The sequence below is a fragment of the Arthrobacter sp. W4I7 genome, assembly GCF_030816215.1.
Taxonomy (GTDB): Bacteria; Actinomycetota; Actinomycetes; order Actinomycetales; family Micrococcaceae; genus Arthrobacter; species Arthrobacter siccitolerans_A.
This window is the reverse complement of the sequence record NZ_JAUSXU010000001.1, coordinates 913245-933487: the sequence shown is the minus strand read 5'-3', so window position 1 is coordinate 933487 and position 20243 is coordinate 913245. Positions and strand designations below refer to the sequence as shown.

Here is a 20243-nt window from a genome sequence, read left to right as displayed (position 1 = left end):
GTCGAGAAGCCGGCACCGCCAAGCGGATCTTTCACGCACGGTTTCCGCAGCTGCGCCAGCCCGACTGGCTCCCCGCAGCAAAGGAACGCTTCTATCGCTGGTCCGGTCCCCGTCCAAGCGTGAGGGCCGTCGGCGCGGGTGTCGACTCCGATCCGCAGCCCGCACAGCACGCGGCGCCCTCTTCCGCTTCAGCAGGAGCTGACGGGAACCCGTAATCCATGCTTGCCGATGCGCAGCAGTCGTCACCTTCGCTGTGCTGCGCATCAGCACCGGGGATGGTGCAGCAGATATCCCCGCGCCAGGCGTTGATTCCTTCACGGACGGCAATGCCGGAGATCACCAGGGCGGCTCCGGCGTCGGCCCACCACCAGCCCAGGGCGCTGTTCAGGACCAGGCCTACCAGCAGGACGGCCGAGAGGTAGGTGCACAACAGCGTCTGCTTGGAGTCGGCAACGGCGGTCCGGGATCCGAGTTCCCGGCCCGCGCGGCGCTGCGCCCACGACAGGCCGGGCATGACCGCCAGGCTCAAGGCCGCGATGATGATCCCGGGAGTCGAATGCCGGGCCTCGCCACCGCCTGCAAGGGAACGCGCAGCGTCCCCGGCCACGAAAGCGGCAAGGGCGAAGAAGGAGACAGCGATAATCCGCAAGGTCAGATGTTCGCGCCGTTCCGGGTCTTTGGCCGAGAACTGCCACGACAGCGCCAGGGCTGACGTCACTTCGATCAGGGAATCAAGGCCGAACCCGATCAGGGCCGAGGAGTCGGCCACCCCGCCGGCCCAGAGCGCCACTGCCGCTTCGATGACGTTATAAGTGATGGTCGCCGCGGCGAACAGCCGGATCCTGCGGGACAGGACGGCCCGCCGCTGCTGGAGGGGCGTCTGGAGCACGGCCGTCATGCGAGGCACGTCCCGTCAGGGGCGCAGCAGGACGGATCCACTGCCAGGACAACACCGAGCAGGTCCTTGATCGCGTGGCCCAGCCGGGCATCCGCGAGTTCATACCGGGTCCTGCGTCCGTCCGCGACGGCTGCGACCAGGCCGCATCCGCGCAGGCACGTCAGATGGTTGGACATGCTTTGCCTGGACACGCCCAGGGCGTCCGCAAGATCTGACGGGTAGGACGGGACATCAGCGAGGGTCAGGAGAATCCGGGCTCGGGTGGGGTCTGAGACCGCGTAACCGAACCGGGCCAGCACGGGCGCCTGGGTGAGCGTTTCCATATCCTCAAAGTACATCCACGGATGTATTCAAGGAAAGCTGTATCACCACGGGGCCAAGACACTTCTGAGCACCCGGAGCTAAAACGCCCTTGAGCTGGCGGCCCTAAAAACTACTTTTCGGTATGCCTAACTTTCGGTTATCCTCGTATCAGAACGCCCCGATGATGAGGATTTTGACGATGGCTGCACCCGCTCTTGAACTTCGCCCCGCACCACGCAAGGTGTGGTCCAGGCTCCTGCTGCTCGGCCCTGCCTTTGTCGCCGCGATCGCCTACGTGGATCCCGGGAACGTCGCAGCCAACCTGACCGCGGGCGCCAACTACGGGTATCTGCTGGTGTGGGTCCTGGTGGTGGCCAATGCCATGGCAGTCCTCGTCCAGTATCAGTCCGCCAAGCTGGGCCTCGCCACGGGGATGAGCCTTCCGGAAATCCTGGGGAAGCGGCTGGGCACCAAACGGCGGCGCCTGTACTGGGTGCAGGCAGAGATCGTCGCCGGCGCCACTGACATGGCCGAGGTCATCGGCGGTGCGGTGGCCTTGAACCTGCTGTTCGGGTTGCCCCTGCTGGCCGGCGGCCTGATCATCGGTGTGGCGTCGATGCTGCTGCTGGCGCTGCAGTCCCGCCAGGGCCAGCGGACCTTCGAGTACGCAATCCTGGTGTTGCTGGGCGTCATCGCTGTCGCGTTCATGACCGGTCTGTTCGTCAACCCGCCCGACGGCGGAAGCGCCCTGGGCGGGTTGCTGCCGCGTTTTGAGGGCACGGACACCGTCCTGCTCGCCGCCAGTATGCTGGGCGCCACTGTCATGCCGCACGCGATCTACCTGCACTCCGCCCTGGCCCGGGACCGGCACGGATTCTCGGAGGATCCTGCCGTTCGGACCCGCCTGATCCGCGCTACCCGGTTCGACGTCCTGGGCGCCTTGCTGCTGGCGGGCGTGGTCAACATTTCGATGCTGCTGCTCGCCGCGTCCAGCCTCCGCGGCATCGAGGGGACGGACACCATCGCCGGCGCCCATGCCGCCGTCACCTCGGCCCTGGGTCCCGCCGTCGGCATTATTTTCGGCATCGGACTGCTGGCCTCCGGCCTGGCGTCGACGTCGGTGGGCTGCTACGCCGGGGCCACCATTATGGGCGGTCTGCTGAAGGTCCGCATCCCGTTGCTTACCCGCCGGATCATCACGCTGATTCCGGCCCTGATCATCCTGGGGGCCGGAATCGAACCCACCCTTGCCCTGGTCCTGAGCCAGGTGCTGCTCAGCTTCGGTATCCCGTTTGCCTTGATCCCGCTGATCCGGTTGACCGGCAAACGGGAAGTTATGGGCATCCACACGGACTCCAAAGCCTTGAAGATTGCCGGTTGGACCAGTGCCACGCTGATCGTGGGCCTGAACATCGTCCTCATTACCCTGACGCTCGCCGGCCATTCCTGAGCCAGGTTGACGGCGGAACGCCGGTTGATATCAGGGGCCCGCGAGGAACGAGGCAGCCGCAGTAATGGCCTGCTGAAAAGTCGAGTACCCGTTACTCGGGCACTCCAGCTCCCCTGCCCCGTAACGTGCAGCTAGAGGTATTGGGCGAGGACATGCGTTGGTGACGGGAGCAGGTTATGGGAATCGAGGTGCGCCTGAAGCGGGCGCATCATCATGACCGGGCCGGTGACGGAAGCAGCGGGGCATCGTCTTTGCGCGGCCAGTCAGCAGCCCCGCCGGCTTTCGGCATCCTTTTGGACCTGCGCGCCTGCAGCGACGAAGCTTCCCTCCAGCTCCTCTCGATGGCTGCAGCGTCGGCCCTGTCCGAGCTGGCCGGCTGCAGGTTGGACGGTACTGTTTCCCTTGTCCGCCCGCGCCAGGCGGCACTGACATCGGGCACCAGCAGCGGCGCCGCCTGTCTCGCACAACTGGATGAAAACAGCGGGGACGGACCAGTATCCCACGCATTGGCCGGGCATCTGGCCGTCATCGTCAAGCGCTACCCTGCGGATCCGCGGTGGCCTTCCAGCTACCACCGTCTCGGCGAGGCCGGCTACAGGTCGCTTCTGTCCTTGCCGCTGCGTCTTTACGCGGGGAGCAGGTCAGCGATGACCCTGGTCGCCCAACAGGACAACGTCTTCACTCCCAGCGTCATTGTTGCTGCCACCGCCTTCAGCAGACTGGCGGCCGCCAGTTACCTCTCGGCAGCAGAGCTCCGGGCAGCACAGGCGACGGCGGAAAATCTGCAGGCGGCCCTGCAGGGACGTACGTCCATTGACGTTGCCTGCGGAGTGATCATGGGGGAAAACCGGTGCTCTTACGAGGACGCCTTCCACATCCTTGCCGAGGCCTCCAGCCACCGAAACGTCAAAGCCCGCGTGGTGGCCGAAACAATGCTGCAGCAGCTGCCGGGCGGCACCCCTTTTACCCATTTCAAGGAATGAAGCAACGGGCCGTCCCCGCGGACGGCCCGAATTGACGACGACGGTCCCTCCTTCCGCCCACACGGATCCGGGGCGGTGGCGCGCAACCAAGAACCGCCGCCGTCAAGCCCGGATAGAGGACGCAATCGGCTGCCCGCCGGTGAAACGGACGGCAGAGACACCCCCACCGAATGTGGCGGAAACAATGGTTCCCGCCCCCGGAGAGGAGCGGACTTCAAGGGAACCGCCGGCCTGCTGAATCGTGTCCCCCAGGATCCGCAAGCCAAAATGGCCTTCGGCGCGGGGTTCGCCCGGGGTGAAACCGCGGCCGTTGTCCGAGACCGTGATCTGGGTGACCTGGCCGGACTGCCTGATCCGGATCCAAACGGATTGCGCGGAAGAATGCTTGGCGGCGTTAACCAGGGCCTCGCGCGCCACCCGATACACCAGCACAGCCCGGTCCCGGTCCAGCAGGAGCTTGTCCGGGATCTCGACGGTCAGCGTGATGCCGCGCTCTACGAGGGGCGCCTCAAGCCTGGTGAGGGACGCCTTAAGCCCGAGCTCGTCGAGATCGGGAGGATAGAGCTCGCTGGTCATGGCCCGCAGGGTGCGGATGTTGTCCTGCAACATGGTCCGTGCCTTCGAAAATACGGGCCCCTGCTCGTCCGGGCCGCGGTGCTCCACCGATTCCAAGGCATAGGCCAGCCCGGACAAGTCCTGGATTACTTCGTCATGGAGTTCGCTGGCGATCTGCCGCCGCTCGTGGTCTGATGCTTCGATTGCACAATGCAGCAGGGCGTTGCGTGCAGCCTGGTGGACCTGGATCCTTCGGGCCAGCCGGACGGCCGGAATCAGCTGTGCCAGCTGCAGGACCGCCAATGACAGCAGCATCGGCGGAATCATACCCATCAGGACTGCCTGCTGTTCCCCCCGGACTCCGTCGCCTGAAGAGTAGGTTTCGAAGATCATCGGGGCACCGCTTTGGGAAGCTGAGCGGACGTAAACCTCTACGAGTTCGCCGGAGCCGGTCTCGAAGGCGTTTTCTTCGGCGTCCTGTGGCTCCAGGGTGGCTGTCGCCGGCCCGCCTTCGAGCAGCCGACGCGCCCATTCCTCCTGCTGGAATTTCTGCCCTATGAGGGATTCGGCGTCTGAGTAGATCACCTCGCCGCGCGCATCCCACACTTTGATCCGTGTCACGCCGCTCTCCGCCAGCCATGGCTCCAGCCGCTCATCCAGCAGTTGCACCGCGGCAGGTTCGTGGGCCAGGAGCTGGTCCGTAATGAGGGGTCCCACTATTCTGTCCGCCAGACGCTGGGTGACGTCCCTTGCGTTGTCCAAAGCGTGCTGTTCCGCTGCGGCCCGGATCCAGAAGACAACGGGTGTGGCCACCAGGACCAGGGCTATAAAACCTGCCGTAAGAAAACGTGCAACAGCCGCCCTAACCTCGCGCCGCTCGGCGACAACGTTAGCGCTGTGGGTGGCCGGAGAGGCCTCTGGAGGATGTTGTGCACGCATGGCAGGCAGCCCTGGCTAGGCCGAAAGTCCCGGCAGGATCGAGGGCCCGCTGCCCAACCTGGCGAGCAGGGACGGATGCACAATCAGGTTGCCGGGATGGGCGTGCCTCAGGGCGTTCAGCATGACTCCCAGGGCGCCGTCCTTCGGGAGGAATGCGCACACCCCCAAGCCGGCGGCCTCGCGCAGCGCGTCCTGTGACGGGTTGCCGGTCAGCATAACGATCCGGGCTTCGGGATGTTCCGAGAGAATGCGCTCGGAAGCCTGGAGTCCTGAACCGTCAGCAAGATGCAGGTCCATAATTACGACGTCGGGCTGCAGGTCGTGGAACATCTCCACGGCGGATGTCACTGACTTGGCCGCTCCCACACTCTTGAGGTCCGGCTCCCGGTCCAGCGCTCCGGCCAGCAGGTCCGAAAACGTGGTGTGGTCGTCAACGATCAGGATCCGCAGGCGTTCCGCTTCCTGCTGGGCTGCTGTGGGAGCAGAGCTGCGGCTTTCCTTGACCACATGGATGGGGCCACGGATGTCCGGAGCTCCGGACGTTGCGGCGGTGCTTGTCAGGAGCCTGGCTTGTGCATCCCTCAGCGCCGCACCCGGGGCGCAGCCCAATTCCTCATCCATGACCCGGCGGAAGCGGTCAAAAGTCCGCAGGGCCTCGGTGTTCTCCCCATTGCACTCCAGCCCCAGAATCAGGACTGTCCATGCCCGTTCGTTGAGCGGATCTTCCTTCACCGCCGCGCGGCTGAAGGCAATGGCGTCGCCAACCTCGCCGACAGAAAGCGCGGCCTCTGCGGCCAGGACACGGGCAACGCCAACCTGCTGTGCATGCAAGGCGCGCTCGTGCTCAGCCCAGGCCGGCAGCAGTTCGTCCCCGAGCAGCGGAGCCGAAGCCAGGTCAAGTGCTTCCGTGAGCAACGCGAGCGCTTCACGCGGTTCGGCCTGGCCCGCCGTTTTGACCAAGGTTTCAAAACGGTCCAGATCGAGTTCCACCAGTGACCGGTCGATGGCATAGCCGCCGGTGACGGTCCGCAGGGGGCCTGTCCTGCCTGCGCCCGGCTGCAGGTGGCGCCGGAGGACGCTGACGTAGCTTTCGAGTGTGGGCAGCGCAACGGCGGGGTGGTTGCCGTCCCACAGCAGGTCCATGATGCGGGTCTTGGACACCGCCGAGCCGAAACTCAGCAAGAGGATTTCGAGTACCTGGCGGGGCTTGGGTCCGCCGAGGTCGTTGGCGGTCAGTTCCTTGGCGCCGCCGCGGATTGTCAGCGGTCCGAAAACAGAGATCTGAAGCGCCGGCGCCTGGATAGGCGCTTCACGAACGGTACCTGCATCGGCTGCTTTTTCCGCCAGTTCAATAGTAATCACGAAGGCTTCCCCCAAGTAGTCGAGTGCTGCTGGTCATCATTGAAGCGGCGGGCAAACAGGCGAACAACAGTGCCGGGTACTCGGTTCTTGAGGAGGCGCTACTTAGGTGACGGCCGCTTCTACGCACGGCGAACCAGCAACATTCCGCAAAGGACTGGATGAAAGAAAACCATCCTGGGAAGCGTTTCCGCCGGTCAGTCGATGAATTGGACAATCGAGGGCCAAATGTTGGGAAAACCCTAGGTAGCCCAATGTGGGGACGAGTGGCCTTGCCAAAGCTTTTCCCAACCGGTCCCCCCTAATTTTGCAGAAACACGAAACAGCAGCGGTTTGTGACAACGGCGGCTGCGAGGCAGGCGCGATGGGAAAGGACGTGGCAGTGGGGACGGCTACCAGCCACGGAGGTTCCGCCATCATGGGCCCGGCCTCACTCGCCGGGAGCTGGCACCGCTTTCGGGCGGGACTGCGGACGGTCCGTTTCCGGGTACTCGCCACGGTGCTGGCTTTCCTGGCGGGCGGACTCCTAGTTGCCGGCATCACCACACTCGCCCTTGACCTGCGTAACCTCAACAGCCGGGTCAGCGAGGAACTCCTGCTCCAGTCGGGGCGGCTTCAGAACATCGTGGAGCATGGTGTTCCGGGCGGGGGGCCTTATAGCTCCCTTGATGCACTGTTCACCGCCTTCCTCCAGGGGGACACTCCGGGCCGCTACGACTCCGTGATGGCCACCGTCAACGGGGGCAACGCTTTCCTGCCCGCAGGAGAACAGCCCACAAATCTTGCTACTGCCCAATTGCTGGACACCGCCCGCGCCGAGCACCGTGAAGGGCGGACCGTCTTCCATGACATGACCCTGGACGGCCGCCAGGTGCGCCTGGCCATCACCTCCGTTGCGCTGGGTGATGGAACCGTCGGTGGACTTTTAGTGGCAGCGAATGAAATCGGGCAGCAGCGGGAGCAGGCCATAAAGTCCTTCGGGACCTTCGCGATGGTTTCGCTTGCCACGCTGCTGCTGGCGGGGGCCGTGGGCTTCACCGTGACGGCACGGCTTTTTGTTCCCATCCGGCGCCTGCGCCAGGCCACCGAGTCCATTACCTTCGAGGACCTGAGCGGCAGGGTCCTCGTCCCGCCCGGCGATGACGACGTCTCGCAGTTGGCCACGGACTTCAACCGCATGCTCGACAGGCTGGAGACCGGCATCACGGACCAGCGCCGGTTCGTGGATGATGCCAGCCATGAGCTGAGGACACCCCTCACCATCATCGGCGGCCACGTCCAACTGCTCCAGGCAGGAGACCCCCGGGACGTCGCCGAGACGCAGGTCCTGCTCCTGGACGAGCTGGACAGGATGCAATCCCTGGTGGATGAGCTGCTCCTGCTGGCGCGCAGCGGCCGTCCGGACTTCCTCCGGCCGGACTGGATCGACGTCGACTCCTTCCTGGAGGCGGCCATGAACAGGATCCAGGTGCTGGCAGACCGCCGGTGGCAGATTGAAAGCATGCCCGGAGGGTGGTTCCGCGGGGACCGCCACCGCCTGACGCAGGCCGTGGAACAGCTCGCTGCCAATGCAGTACATTCCACGCGCCGGCACGATGTCATCTCCCTCGGTGCAGCCTGGACCGGGACAGGGGCTGAGAGCGGGACGCCGGATGGGACGACGCCGGGTGGCACGACGCCGGGTGGCACCGGGGCATTGAAGCATGGCGAACCTTCCGGTGCCGGCTTCGAAATCTGGGTTGCTGACACGGGCTGCGGCATCAGTGCAACGGACCAGGAACGGATTTTTGACCGTTTCGCCAGGGCCGGGGTTTCCCGCGGCAAGGAAGGATCGGGGCTGGGGCTGCCGATCGTCAAGGCCATCGCCGAGGCACACAGCGGAACACTTCGCGTTACTTCGCGGGTGGATGAGGGCAGCCGCTTTGTCCTTTCACTGCCAGGAGGAATTACATGACGAGGATCCTGATCGCCGATGACGAACCACGGATCGCGAGCTTCATCACCAAGGGGCTTACCGCGGCAGGTTTCACTACCGCATCCGTGGAAGACGGCATCCGGGCTCTGGACTACGGCAGCTCCGGGGAGTTCGACCTGCTCATCCTGGACATTGGCATGCCCAGAATGGACGGCTTGGCGGTGCTTGCAGCCTTGCGGGCGATGAACTGTGCGGTTCCGGTAATAGTCCTGACGGCCAAGGATTCACTCCAGGACACCCTTGCAGCGCTCGACGGCGGTGCGGACGACTACATGACGAAACCCTTCCGCTTCGAGGAGCTGCTCTCCCGGATCCGCCTGCGGCTCCGCGATAACCAGGGGGTTCGCGTGCCGCCAGTCCCTGTGCGCGGGGACGTCAGCCTGGACGTTGACCTTCGCAGCGCGAGGGTCCGAGGCCGGACGGTGCCGCTGTCCGCCAGGGAATTCGCCATGGCCCGGGCCTTCCTGGAAAACGAGGGCAAGCTGCTCACCCGGGAACAGCTGCTGAGCCGGGTGTGGGGATACGACTTTGACGGGTCCTCCAATGTGGTGGACGTCTACGTGGGGTACCTGCGCAACAAGCTTGGCCCGGAAAGGTTCCTGTCCGTCCGCGGCGCGGGATACCGCTTTGTGGCAGCGCCCGCTTCCCCATCTAAGACCTCTTCGGGCGCATGAGAGCTCTCTCATGAACGTCTCATCTCCCTCTCACCGTCTCCGGGCACAGTGATTACACAACCCAGGGTGGAAACACCCCAAGAAAGGCGAAACCCGTGAAAAAGTTCTGGTATCTCCCTGTTGCAGCCGCTGTGGGCGCAGCAAGCCTCACCGCCGTCCTGGCCCAGGCCAGCGCTGGCCCTCCCCCCGCCGTAGCGCCGGGCGTGGTGGTTGCCGACGTGAAGTCCGGCAGTGACACTGCCAAGGCGGAGGACTCGCTTTCCACTCCAACCCCCAGTGCCAGAATCACCGCGATACCCCAGCAGGCAGCGGGCGAAACGCTCGTCGCGGCCGAACCGCAGACTGTCGCGCCGGTTCAGATCACGCAGAACCCGCCGCCCCAAGGTTTCGATGACAACGGCGGCCTCCGCGCACCCGGTGTTTCAGACGACAGCGCCACCCACGACCTCGACGACGACAACGGCGGCCTCCGCGCACCCGGCGTTTCAGACGACGGCGCCACCCACGACCTCGGCGACGACAAGGGCGGGCTCCGCGAGGCCGGCGACGATAAAGGCGGCGACCGCTAGCACCTCACCACCCGCACCAAGGTTTTCCCTAGGAGGCCATAACAACATGGCCTTGTTTCGCCGGCTCTACTGGGGAGCCGGCCCTACGGGGGGAACCGATCTGGGATGCAGGCTTTTTCGCGCAAGTCACCGTCCACGCCACACCACCGAACCGCATCAGCAAGAGTGCGCTTCCTGGCCGCATCCGGAGCGCTCGGCCTGGCCGCCTCCATGGGCCTGCCGCCCGTCGCGGCCAACGCCGTGCAAGCGCCGGTGGGCGCTGGCTTCACCATCACACCAGCAGACTTGTCCTTCATCCTGAAGCAAATCAAGATCGCGGAAGCGCACGTGGCCAACACCACGTCCGAAACCGGGCCATGCGGCGCACTGGTGGGGACCGGCCCGAACCAGCTTGCCAGCCCACTGCTGTCCCACGGTCTTCGGACCGTGGACGGAAGCTGCAACAACCTCCAGCCCGGCCAGGAGACGTACGGCGCCTCAGACCAGGTGTTCCCGCGACTCGGGTCGAAGTCCTTCACGGCTGCCGAGAGCGGATCCTTCGGCGGTCCCCCCGCCACAACGGGCTACACGCAAAAATCGGGAAGTGTCTTCGATTCGCGGCCGCGCACCATCAGCAACCTGATCGCCGACCAGACGTCCACCAACCCCGCGGCGGTCGCCGCGGCCGGCTTCCCGGCCAGGACCCAGGGCAACGACGGCGTGGTGCCCTGCACTACGGACCCCAACCCCGACGCCACTCCCCCTGTCGCAGCCGCGCCGGAGGGCTGCGTCCCCTCGCACAACACGCTGTTCATCCCCAACGTGACTACCGACGTCGGACTGTCACCGCCCTACAACTCCCTGTTCACCCTCTTCGGCCAGTTCTTCGACCACGGCATTGACCAGACGGTCAAAGGCGGAGGCACGGTCTACGTGCCGCTCAAGGCTGATGACCCGCTGATCGCCGGGCCGGACCATGTCTTCGGCAGCGCCGACGACCTCGACCCGCATATGCGCTTTATGGTGCTGACCCGCGGCCAAAACCAGCCCGGCGGGGACGGCAAACTCGGGACCGCGGACGATGTTCAGGATGCCCTGAACACCAATTCGCCGTGGGTGGACCAAAGCCAGACGTACTCGTCGCACTCCTCGCACCAGGTGTTCCTGCGCGAGTACGCAAACAACCCCTCGGGACGCCCGGTAGCGACTGGGAATATGCTGGGTGGCCCTGAAGGCACGCCTGCAGCCGGCGGCATGGCCACCTGGGCTGACACCAAAAGGCAGGCCCGGGAGCTGCTCGGGATACAACTGCTGGACAAGGACGTCCTCAACGTCCCCATGATCGCTGCCGACGCCTACGGAAAGTTCATCCCCGGTCCGAAGAACGGACTCCCGCAGTTCGTCACGAAGTCCGGCCTGGTGGAGGCAGACGGGACCTCGAACGGGGGGCTGGGAACGGTCGTGCCGCAGGACGTGCTGTACTTCAACACGCCTTTCCTGACGGACATCGCCCATAACGCGGACCCGTCCCCTCAGGACTCCGACCACAACCCCGGTACCCCGCCGGCGGCTCCCTCCCCTGACGGCAACAAGACGGCTTCCGCGGATTTCGCCAGCCAGGCGCCAGGCACCTACGACGACGAGATGCTGGACGCCCACTTCATCGCCGGCGATGGCAGGGTCAACGAGAACATCGGGCTGACTGCCATCCACCAGGTGTTCCACTCCGAGCATGACCGTGTGGCCGCGGACATCAAGAGGGTCCTCGGTAATGACACGTCAGCCAAGGGGCTCGCCGCCCTGGCCGAGTGGAAGCTCCCCGATGGCGCAGGCGGCTGGAACGGCGAACGGCTCTTCCAGGCCGCGCGGTTCATCACGGAGATGGAGTACCAGCACCTGGTCTTTGAGGAGTTCGCAAGGAAGATCCAGCCCGGCATCAACCCGTTCGAACCCTTCGCTTTCGCCCAGACGGATATCAATCCGGCAATCAGTGCCGAATTCGCCCACGCCGTGTACCGCTTCGGCCATTCGATGCTCACCGAAACCATCTCCCGCCGCAACCAGGACAGTCCCGGAGCGGACAACGTGTTTGGAACGTCCGACGACGTCAGGGGCTCCCGGAACGATCTTTCCCTTCTCGAGGGCTTCCTGAATCCGCCGGCCTACACGGACGGCGGCCTCGCCGGCGCCCTCACCTCCGAGGAGGCCGCAGGCAGCATCATCATGGGCATGTCGGACCAGGTAGGCAGCGAACTGGATGAGTTCGTCACCGATACGCTCCGCAACAAACTGCTGGGGCTGCCCATGGACCTCGCTGCCATCAACCTCACCCGCGCCCGGTCAGAGGGCCTGCCCACCCTCAATAACCTGCGCCGGGAACTTCACGACGCCACCAACGACAGCCAGCTCAAGCCGTACACCAACTGGATCGACTTTGGCGAAAACATCAAACACCCGGCGTCCCTGGTCAATTTCGTGGCCGCCTACGGCAAGCACCCCTCCATCGTCCAGGCCACCACGCTCGAGGCCAAGCGCACGGCAGCCCGGCTGATCGTCAGCCCTGACGCCCTGACCGGCGAGGTTGCCCCGGAGGATGCTGTGGCCTTTATGAACAGCACGGACGCCTGGGCCAACACGGGAACAGCATCCATCACCGGACTCGATGACATCGACCTCTGGATGGGCGGCCTCGCCGAACGGACCAACCTGTTCGGCGGACTGCTCGGCAGCACCTTCAACTATGTTTTCGAAAGCCAGATGACCGATCTGCAGAACGGCGACCGGCTCTACTACCTGGCGCGCACGCCCGGCATGAACCTGATGGCACAGCTTGAAGGAAATTCCTTCGCCGAGATGATGATGCGCAACACCAACGCGCACGCATTGAAGGCCGATGCCTTCGCCACCGCCGACTGCAGATTTGAGCTGAAAAACCTCAACGGAACGGCCGCGGGCTTCGCCTCCGCCGGCAACACGGTGGCCGACGATCCGGCGTCGGAGTGCAACGAGTCAGCGCTGCTGATCCGCATGCCGGACGGCACCATCAAGTACCGGGCTTCCAACTCGGTGGACCCGGCCGGCATCAACGGCCAGGCCGTGTACAACGGCTCCGTCAATGCTGACCGCATCCACGGCGGGGTGGACAACGACACCATGTGGGGCGGCACTGGCAACGACGTCATCGAAGGCAATGACGGCGCCGACACCGTCCTGGGCGGCGACGGCAACGACATCATCACCGACTCGAACGGAGACGACATCCTGAAAGGCGGGCCGGACAATGACGCGATCGACGGCGGCCCCGGCCTGGATCTGCTCCTGGGCGGGGACGGCAAAGACTTCATCAACGGCGGGGCGAACTCGAACGAGACCTTCGCCGGTGAAGACGACGATTTTGTGATCGCCGGCGAAGGGCTGGACGCGGTGTTCGGCGGCGGCGGGAGCGACTGGGCTGAGGGCGGCGACGGCCCGGACCTGCTGATCGGAGACTCCAGCAACCTATTCTTCCTGGACGATTCCCAGAAGCCCGGCAACGATGTCCTCAGCGGCCAGGGTGGCGACGACGACTACGACATGGAAGGCGGGGACGACGTCGGCATCGCCGGGCCCGGCATCGAGAAAGTGGCTGGAGCCTCGGGCTACGACTGGGAAATCGGCCTTCACGATCCCCAGCCGCAGGATGCCGACCTTGCCCTCCCCATCGAGCCGCTGGACATCCTCCAGGTGGGCGTCCGCGATAGGTACAACGAGGTTGAAGCGCTCTCCGGTGGTCCTTTCGACGACAAGCTCCGGGGCGACGACGTCATTCCCAAGACGGTGGGCGGCGCCGGCTTCATCGGCTGTGATGCCCTGGACCAGTCCGGCGTGGACCGCATCGCCGGGCTCAAGCAGCTCATCCCCTCCCTGCCCACTCCCCTTGCCGATGTCATCAACGCTTCCGCTTCCAAGGAATGCCCCGTGCTGGCCGGCGCGCAGGTCTGGGGCGAAGGCAACATCCTCCTGGGCGGCGGCGGAAGCGACCTCCTGCAGGGCCGCGGCGGGGATGACATCATCGACGGCGACCGCTACCTGTCCGTCCGGCTCAGCGTCCGGACGGACGGCAGCAACCCGGCCACGGAAATTGGCAGCGCCGCGGGCATGACCTCCCGGTACCAGCGGGATTCCAGCGGAGCGCCGACGGGCCCGACACTCCAGCAGGCCGTGTTCGCCGGTATGGTCGATCCCGCCAACATCGTGGTTGTCCGGGAGATCCTTACCTCCAGCGGAGGGACCGACACCGCGGTCTTCTCGGACTTCGAATCCAACTACACCATCACCACCACGGGCGGTGATGGGACCGTGGGGTCACCTGGCTCCGTCACCACCGTTCAGCACAACAGCGGCGAGGATGGCACAGACACCCTTTCCAACATCGAAAAGCTCGTCTTCGGCGACGGGACCGATGGAGCTGGCGACGACCTCGGCGAAGAGGTCGAGGGTGAGGCCGGCGAGGATGAGATCGACGAGGTAGAGGACGGCCTGGACGAGGGAACCGACGAAGGCGCCGGTGACGGGATCGACGAGGTCATTCCCGGCGATGGGGAGGTTGTCGTGATCGTCACCCCGACGCCGGACACGAACACCGTTCCCGTCCCAGCACCAGCGGATCCAGCACCAGTGGACCAGGCACCCGCGAACCCCGCACCAGCCGATCAAGCACCCGCGAACCCCACACCCGCGGATCCAGCACCGGCGGAGCAGGCACCCCTGAGCGTCGCACCCCAGAACCCCGCACCAGTGGAGCAGACGCCCGGAGGCTTCTTCATCCGGACCGTCGATTCCACGGGGTCCCAGGTGGGAGAAATCATCAGTGCTGAGCCGGGTGGCACGAGGGTGGCGGTCCGGGGCCTGGAGAACGGTGCCGCTTACCGGTTCCAAGTGGCCCCTGCCGATGGCGGCAGCGAGCCGGTGTTCTCCGAGTTGAGTGAAGCCGTTATTCCCGGTGCCACGGAGGATGAGCGCCGCATCTTCAACCAGGACGTACCGCCCGCAGGAGCTGGTTCTGACCAACCTCTGGTACCCGTACCGGGCGCTGCACCATTCGGGGGCCCCTTCGGAACCGCACCGCTGATCACCTTGGCGGCACTGGCCCACTATCTGTCCACCAGTCCCGGAACCGCATTCCTCGCCATCACCACAGGAGGCCTGTTGGCTGCCTGCATCCTGCTGGCATCCAAGTTGTACCGTTTCCGGGCCATGGCCAGGAGAACAGCGTTCAAGGAGTCCACCAAGGCCTGAATCACGGACAGGGGACCTTGGACAGCCAGGAAAGGCTAAGGTCCTCTGTATAGGGTTCCCACAACATTCCAGCAGTAGCTTTCACCCTATGGTTACTTGCTCAGTCCTTCGGTGCACCAATCCCGGCTCCGCCTTCATCGTGGGCAGCCAACATCTGGCTTCCGGTTACCACGAGGCCTATGTCTGTGCCGGGCACAAGACGTTGATCGAGGCAGGCGCCCCCTGGGATATGGAAGGGCCCATGGTCCTGATGGGCCGGGACCTTGCACCAATCCTCGAGAACTGGCGCATCCGCCCCAGTGTTGGGTCTGAGGGCTTCACCGTCACCCTTGAAATCGCCGGCCAGATGAAACCCGTTGAGGTTTTCCTGATGCCCAGCGAGGTCCGGACGCTCTCCGGCTTCATCGAGGCAGCAAACAACGGCGGCGGTGTGTGCGCCTAGCAGTTCCCTGGCTATGGTGGCTGCGCCTCCTTGGGATGGTCAGCCAGAGTCGAACCCTCTCCCAAGCTTTTTCCAAGGCTCAGCCACCGGGACAACCTCCAGGCATCCCGGCCGACGTCATCCCAAGGTCGGACACAGCCTATCTCCAAGCCCGATGCTCAATATTGGACGCCATCAGCACCCCTTTCTGAGGAGAAAAAATGGTAGCCACACCAGCTGAAACAACAGGCATCCGCCTGACCCGAATAACTGCAACCCGCCGTGGCGTTGCCGCGGCGGCCGCCCTGATCCTGACCACCGCCGGCCTCAGCTCCGCTGTAGCCGCCACCCAAGTAACAGTTAAGAACCCGGGGCAACTGACCGCCGTCGGCCCGGTAAACACCGAATACGGTTTCCCGTCCTGGTATGAGGACAGCACGAAAACGCGCGTCGAGCTGTGCCTCGATGCTGAGAATCCCTTGTGCGGATTCCTTCCCGGCGACGTACCGGATGAAACGGCCCCCATCTCATTTCCGGACAACTTCCCGGACGAGGCCTTCTACATGCTCGCCAGCTCGGACTTGGACCTTCCTGGCGGAGGAAAAGCCGTGCTGGTTCTCGGCCTGGAGGCCGCCTTCGCGAACACGGTAACCGCCGGTGACCAGGTGGTATTCGGCCGCCAACGCATCGTTGTCAAGGGCGGACCCGCGAACAGTACGCTCGAGTTCAAACACCCGTACGGCACCATCACCATCGACACGGACGGTTCCGGTGCCGGCAAGCTGGTGGAAGATATTTCACCCGCCGCCGGTAACTTCACCACTGCCCTGAAGAGCAACGTAGGGCCCTTCCTGAAGTGGGATCCGGCCATCGCGCCGGCGGCGCCTGAGGGGTACCTTGGCGACCCGGGCCAGGTACACGCTGTTACTGGCAGCCCCATGAACTACAACAAGTTCTCGGTCAACGGCGGCGGACTTTCCCTCGAAACGGACCAGTTCGGCCTGCAGGGCAAGATTTCCACCAACCGCGGAGTCAGCGCTGACGGCGCCATCCATAACGGGGACATGATTGACGTCTTCGCCACAAGTGGACCGGACTCGCAGCTCCAGGTGGACGGACAGGGCTCCGTTTTCGAGACCACGCCCATGATCAGCGATCCCGGGAGCGGGCGGTACTACGCCCGGATCAAGCTCAACGGCACTGCCCCGGACAGCATCAAAATCACCAACATCGGGGACAAGCCTGCCAGCAGCAGCACCGTCAACGTCGCGAACCCAAGCACCATCTCGGTCACCAAGGCAACCTTCGACGGCACTACCCTGACCGTCGGCGCCGTGTCCAGCGAAGCCGGCTCATTGACGGTGAGCGATGTCGGCACTCTGGACAATCCTGCCCCGGGCACCGCCACCGAGAAGTCGTTCCCGGTCAAGGCACCTCCTGCAAATGTCACCGTGAAGTCGGCTTCGGGCAGCTCCGCGTCCCTGCAGGTCACAGTCAGTGGCGGCGGGGCCACACCCGTGGGCCTGGATCCTGTTGCTCCGCAGCCGGACTCCGGCCCGGTGGTGGTAACCGAGGGCGGCTCCGGAACTGTCACCCCGCCGCCTGCCGACCCGGCAACTACCGCAACGGCCACCGCAGCCTCTCCCACGCTGACCCGCGGCGGCACCGTCCAGCTGGACGGCAGCGCCTCCACCGGGGCCGTCACCTACCAGTGGCGCCAGGTCAGCGGCCCCGCGGTATCACTTTCCAGCGATACCGCAGCAAAGCCCGTTGTCTCCATCCCCTTCTGGGCCAAGATCACGGACACAAAACCCCTCACGGACCCGGCGGATGGCACGGTGCGGATCGAGCTGGTTGTCACCGATAAAAACGGAGTCAGCAGCGCCCCGGCCGGCGTTGACCTGGCCATCCAGACAGACACCGTAACCGTTGACCCGGGCTCCCGGCACCGGCTCGGGACGGAGCTGCGCATCACGGGCACATCAACACTGGGCACCACCACCCTGTTGATTCCGGCCACCACGGTGGTCATCTACGACACCACCTCGGGCCGGGCGGTCACCAAGCTCGGTACGGCCACGGTGGACACCCTGGGCGCCTGGTCGCTGAAGCTGAAGCCCGGCCCGACCAACCAGATCACCAGCGTGCTGGTCCAGACCAGCCGCGGCGGCACGGCGACGGGAGTTGTCTCCACCCGCTAGCCGCTGTACACGAAACAGTTCAGGGTCCTGTCCGCTCGGCGGGCAGGACCCTGAACTTTGTGCTGTCAGCCGCTCGGCCGATACGCCTAGGTGCTGTCAGCCGCTAGGCCGTACGCCTAGGTAGATCACCTCCCAGCCCGTGGCTGATGCTCACGTCCGAATTCATGAAGGAGTGCGGTGTGGCTGCAGGTACGAAAGCGGAGCCGTGGCGGCTGGTAACGGCCCCGGGATCATCCGAATACACTATGTACCGGATCCAGAGGCGGATCCCCCGGCGCTGGCGTGCCAGGTGGGTTGCCTGTCCGGCTAACGGGCATACCCCAGCACAAAAACGCCCCGGTCCTTGGACCGGGGCGTTTGCCGATTGGGGTTTTAGTGTGGCCCCTTACTTCTGGCCCGTCAGCAGGGTTCCCTGGATCGCGGTCAAGGGTATGGCTCCGTAGTCCCTGGAATCGATGGACACTCCGCGGTTGTCACCGAGGACAAAGACAGTTCCGGCTGGCACTTTCTCTGGTCCGAAGTACGTGGCGTCGATGCGGCTGTGGTCGATAAAGGCCTCTGGCACCGCCACGTCGTCGACGTACAGTTCCGAATCGCGGATGGCGACGGTCTGGCCTTCCCGGGCAATGATCCGTTTGATGGCTGTGTGACCGTCAAGGGGGCTGGTAAAAGCGACCACCACGCCGTTCTGGATCCAGCCGGCGGCGGCAGCCGGCTTGTACAGGATCACCACAGCGCCCTCAGGAATGGTGGGCTCCATGCTATCCGAGGACACGGTGAAAGGTTCCACCAGCCAGGCGCGGGCCGCCACTATGGCCAGCGCAGGAATCAGCGCCCTCACCAGAATGCGGGGCCAGCGTCCCTTAGCGAACAACACCTTTGGCAACGGCAACAGGCGGCGGCTTGGGAGCCGCCGCCTGCCGTGGCGCTTTACTTCTGCCGTCATCAATCCTTCTCGGTGTCCCAGGTTGCTTTGGCCGCGGTCATGGGATCGTTGTCGTCCACATCGCTCTCTTTCAGGCCCACCCGGAATTGGATCATCATGTCGTGGTCCTCGTGTGGCAGATTGTGGCAGTGCATCATGTAGACGCCCTTGTTGGGGGTGAATTTCATCAGGACCCTGACGGTCTCGCCTTCACCGACGTACACCACGTCCTTGGGACCGCGCTCGTGCGGGAAAGGCGCCTGTCCATTGCGGCTGATGACCTGGAAGTCCACCAGGTGGATGTGAACGGGGTGGAACCAGCCGCCCGATTTGTTCTCGATTTCCCAAATCTCCACCGAATTGAGGGCGGGGTCGGCAGCGACTCTCTTGTAACCGCTGGCGATGACGTCCTGCCAGCTTTCGCCGTTGATGGTCCACATGTTCGTAGTGTCATCCCGCTCCACCCGGAAACTGCGGGTTTTCACGGATTGCTTTGCTGTCAGCGACATTGCTTCGCTTCCCACCAACGTGGTGGGGATCCGGTTCCAGGTGGGGTCCGAGGTGTCCACGGGCTCGTCCGTGACATCGAAGGCCATGATCTTGCCGGTGTAGTCATAATCCACGTTGTTCTTGTTGGACAGGTTCCGGAGTTCGATCCGCTGCCCTGTCTTGTACTTGCGGAAATCGATCAGGACTTCATACCGTTCCGCCCCGCCGTGGCGGTAATTCGCCACGTTCTGGGCCGCCGGCATCAGGCCGCCGTCGGTGCCAACCATCACCAGGGGATCTCCGGTGCTGAGGGTGGGCCGCAGCGAACGGGAAATGGAGCAGTTCAGGATGCGGAAGCGGTACACGCGTTTCTGCACCTTCATGACGGGCCACGGCTTTCCGTTGACCAGGATGACGTCGCCCCACAGGCCCGAGTGGGTGTTGTCGTCGTACCCCAGGGACCCGTCAGCGGCGAACATCGCGTCGCTGACTGTCAGTGCCACGTCGTAGCGGCCCTGCGGGAGCAGCCGGCGTTCAACGGGATCGTGCATGTGGTACTGCGCCGCAAGGCCGGAATAGGCGTTGAGGGCAGTGAAGTGGACACCGTGGTCGTGGTACCAGAGCGTGCGGGCCGGTTGGAAGTTGGGGTAGCGATAGTCCTTGTAGAACCCCGGAAGCGTGATATCGCTGGCATAACCGTCATACTGCGGCAGGGACGCCGACCCGTGCAGGTGGGTGGACGTGGAAAGCGAGTGTCCGTCCAGCGCATGCTGGGCCGGGAGCTGGTTGCGTACCCTCATTACGGCCTTTGTTCCTTGGTCCAGGCTGATGGTGGGCCCGGGGAACAGGCCGTTGTAGCCAAGGATCGGCGTGGTCAGCCGTGGGAGGATGTTGGCGGTAGCGGCCTTCTCCGTGAGGCGGTAGTAGTTGACCGGCAGCCCGTCTGCGGGATCGATGCCGGTGGAATAGGGCTGGAGGATTGGGGCCTGGACAAAGGCTGCCTGGAATGGCCGCGGCATCTCCTTGTCACTGAGCCGGCTGGCCGACTTGGCCTCCACCGAACCCGTGGGCAGCATGGCGGCCCCTGCTCCCAGGACTCCGAGTCCTCCGATTAACAGAACCTGACGGCGTGAAATTGTCATGGCCGACCTCCTTTGTAGATGGCCTCGACTGTTCCGCACCCAGCTTGGAGATTTCATGCGTACTGTCTTGAAGTCCTTGGAGAAACCATGAAAGCGCTTTTCCG

Annotated in this window: 14 protein-coding genes; 8 read left to right on the top strand and 6 right to left on the bottom strand. The window is 64.6% G+C overall.

What is annotated here, in order from left to right; all coding sequences use genetic code 11:
- Positions 1-91: 91 nt before the first annotated feature.
- Positions 92-898, bottom strand: a complete 807-nt coding sequence (locus tag QF047_RS04275) for a cation diffusion facilitator family transporter (RefSeq protein ID WP_307274349.1) — start codon at positions 896-898, stop codon at positions 92-94.
- Complete coding sequence (locus QF047_RS04270) at positions 895-1221, bottom strand: helix-turn-helix transcriptional regulator (protein ID WP_306635134.1); 327 nt, start codon at positions 1219-1221, stop codon at positions 895-897. The genes QF047_RS04275 and QF047_RS04270 overlap by 4 nt, the downstream gene beginning before the upstream one ends.
- A 179-nt stretch (positions 1222-1400) precedes the next feature.
- Here QF047_RS04270 and QF047_RS04265 point away from each other — a divergent pair, with 179 nt between their 5' ends.
- Complete coding sequence (locus QF047_RS04265) at positions 1401-2651, top strand: Nramp family divalent metal transporter (protein ID WP_307274347.1); 1251 nt, start codon at positions 1401-1403, stop codon at positions 2649-2651.
- Between the two features lie 176 nt (positions 2652-2827).
- Positions 2828-3634 carry an ANTAR domain-containing protein gene (locus QF047_RS04260; protein ID WP_307274344.1) on the top strand — a complete coding sequence of 269 codons (807 nt, stop codon included), beginning with the start codon at positions 2828-2830 and terminating at the stop codon, positions 3632-3634.
- 102 nt (positions 3635-3736) lie between these two features.
- On the opposite strand, the gene QF047_RS04255 is transcribed toward QF047_RS04260, so the two are convergent.
- Both QF047_RS04255 and QF047_RS04250 read right to left on the bottom strand, forming a co-directional pair.
- Entirely contained in the window at positions 3737-5002 is a 1266-nt protein-coding gene (locus QF047_RS04255; protein ID WP_307274342.1) for a sensor histidine kinase, read from the bottom strand.
- A 141-nt stretch (positions 5003-5143) separates the two neighbouring features.
- The gene (locus QF047_RS04250) at positions 5144-6490 is read right to left on the bottom strand and encodes a BTAD domain-containing putative transcriptional regulator (RefSeq protein ID WP_307274341.1); all 1347 of its coding nucleotides are present in this window, start codon (positions 6488-6490) and stop codon (positions 5144-5146) included.
- A gap of 361 nt (positions 6491-6851) precedes the next feature.
- On the opposite strand from QF047_RS04250, the gene QF047_RS04245 reads away from it, so the two are divergent.
- The 6 genes from QF047_RS04245 (at position 6852) to QF047_RS04220 (ending at position 17583) form a co-directional block, all read left to right on the top strand.
- Positions 6852-8441 (top strand): HAMP domain-containing sensor histidine kinase, encoded by a 1590-nt coding sequence (locus QF047_RS04245; RefSeq protein ID WP_307274339.1) that lies wholly within the window; start codon positions 6852-6854, stop codon positions 8439-8441.
- Positions 8438-9136 (top strand): response regulator transcription factor, encoded by a 699-nt coding sequence (locus QF047_RS04240; RefSeq protein WP_307274337.1) that lies wholly within the window; start codon positions 8438-8440, stop codon positions 9134-9136. The genes QF047_RS04245 and QF047_RS04240 overlap by 4 nt, the downstream gene beginning before the upstream one ends.
- A gap of 95 nt (positions 9137-9231) precedes the next feature.
- Positions 9232-9705 carry a hypothetical protein gene (locus QF047_RS04235; RefSeq protein WP_307274335.1) on the top strand — a complete coding sequence of 158 codons (474 nt, stop codon included), beginning with the start codon at positions 9232-9234 and terminating at the stop codon, positions 9703-9705.
- Between the two features lie 105 nt (positions 9706-9810).
- Positions 9811-14961 carry a peroxidase family protein gene (locus QF047_RS04230; protein ID WP_307274333.1) on the top strand — a complete coding sequence of 1717 codons (5151 nt, stop codon included), beginning with the start codon at positions 9811-9813 and terminating at the stop codon, positions 14959-14961.
- Between the two features lie 88 nt (positions 14962-15049).
- The gene (locus QF047_RS04225) at positions 15050-15403 is read left to right on the top strand and encodes a hypothetical protein (protein WP_306635147.1); all 354 of its coding nucleotides are present in this window, start codon (positions 15050-15052) and stop codon (positions 15401-15403) included.
- 200 nt (positions 15404-15603) lie between these two features.
- Positions 15604-17583 carry a hypothetical protein gene (locus QF047_RS04220; protein ID WP_307274330.1) on the top strand — a complete coding sequence of 660 codons (1980 nt, stop codon included), beginning with the start codon at positions 15604-15606 and terminating at the stop codon, positions 17581-17583.
- A 385-nt stretch (positions 17584-17968) separates the two neighbouring features.
- Here the strand turns inward: QF047_RS04220 and lepB are convergent, their stop codons facing one another.
- Positions 17969-18529 (bottom strand): signal peptidase I, encoded by a 561-nt coding sequence (lepB, locus tag QF047_RS04215; protein ID WP_307274328.1) that lies wholly within the window; start codon positions 18527-18529, stop codon positions 17969-17971.
- On the bottom strand, positions 18529-20139 hold the full coding sequence (locus tag QF047_RS04210) for a multicopper oxidase family protein (RefSeq protein WP_307274325.1): 1611 nt from the start codon (positions 20137-20139) through the stop codon (positions 18529-18531). The genes lepB and QF047_RS04210 overlap by 1 nt, the downstream gene beginning before the upstream one ends.
- Between the last annotated feature and the right edge of the window lie 104 nt (positions 20140-20243).

Bases quoted from the DNA above. Each gene is read 5' to 3' on its own strand.
- QF047_RS04220 (WP_307274330.1), top strand. From the start codon at position 15,604: ATGGTAGCCACACCAGCTGAAACAACAGGCATCCGCCTGACCCGAATA.
- QF047_RS04225 (WP_306635147.1), top strand. From the start codon at position 15,050: ATGGTTACTTGCTCAGTCCTTCGGTGCACCAATCCCGGCTCCGCCTTC.
- QF047_RS04270 (WP_306635134.1), bottom strand. From the start codon at position 1,221: ATGGAAACGCTCACCCAGGCGCCCGTGCTGGCCCGGTTCGGTTACGCG.
- QF047_RS04260 (WP_307274344.1), top strand. From the start codon at position 2,828: ATGGGAATCGAGGTGCGCCTGAAGCGGGCGCATCATCATGACCGGGCC.
- QF047_RS04245 (WP_307274339.1), top strand. From the start codon at position 6,852: ATGGGAAAGGACGTGGCAGTGGGGACGGCTACCAGCCACGGAGGTTCC.
- lepB (WP_307274328.1), bottom strand. From the start codon at position 18,529: ATGACGGCAGAAGTAAAGCGCCACGGCAGGCGGCGGCTCCCAAGCCGC.
- QF047_RS04240 (WP_307274337.1), top strand. From the start codon at position 8,438: ATGACGAGGATCCTGATCGCCGATGACGAACCACGGATCGCGAGCTTC.
- QF047_RS04210 (WP_307274325.1), bottom strand. From the start codon at position 20,139: ATGACAATTTCACGCCGTCAGGTTCTGTTAATCGGAGGACTCGGAGTC.
- QF047_RS04230 (WP_307274333.1), top strand. From the start codon at position 9,811: ATGCAGGCTTTTTCGCGCAAGTCACCGTCCACGCCACACCACCGAACC.
- QF047_RS04265 (WP_307274347.1), top strand. From the start codon at position 1,401: ATGGCTGCACCCGCTCTTGAACTTCGCCCCGCACCACGCAAGGTGTGG.
- QF047_RS04275 (WP_307274349.1), bottom strand. From the start codon at position 898: ATGACGGCCGTGCTCCAGACGCCCCTCCAGCAGCGGCGGGCCGTCCTG.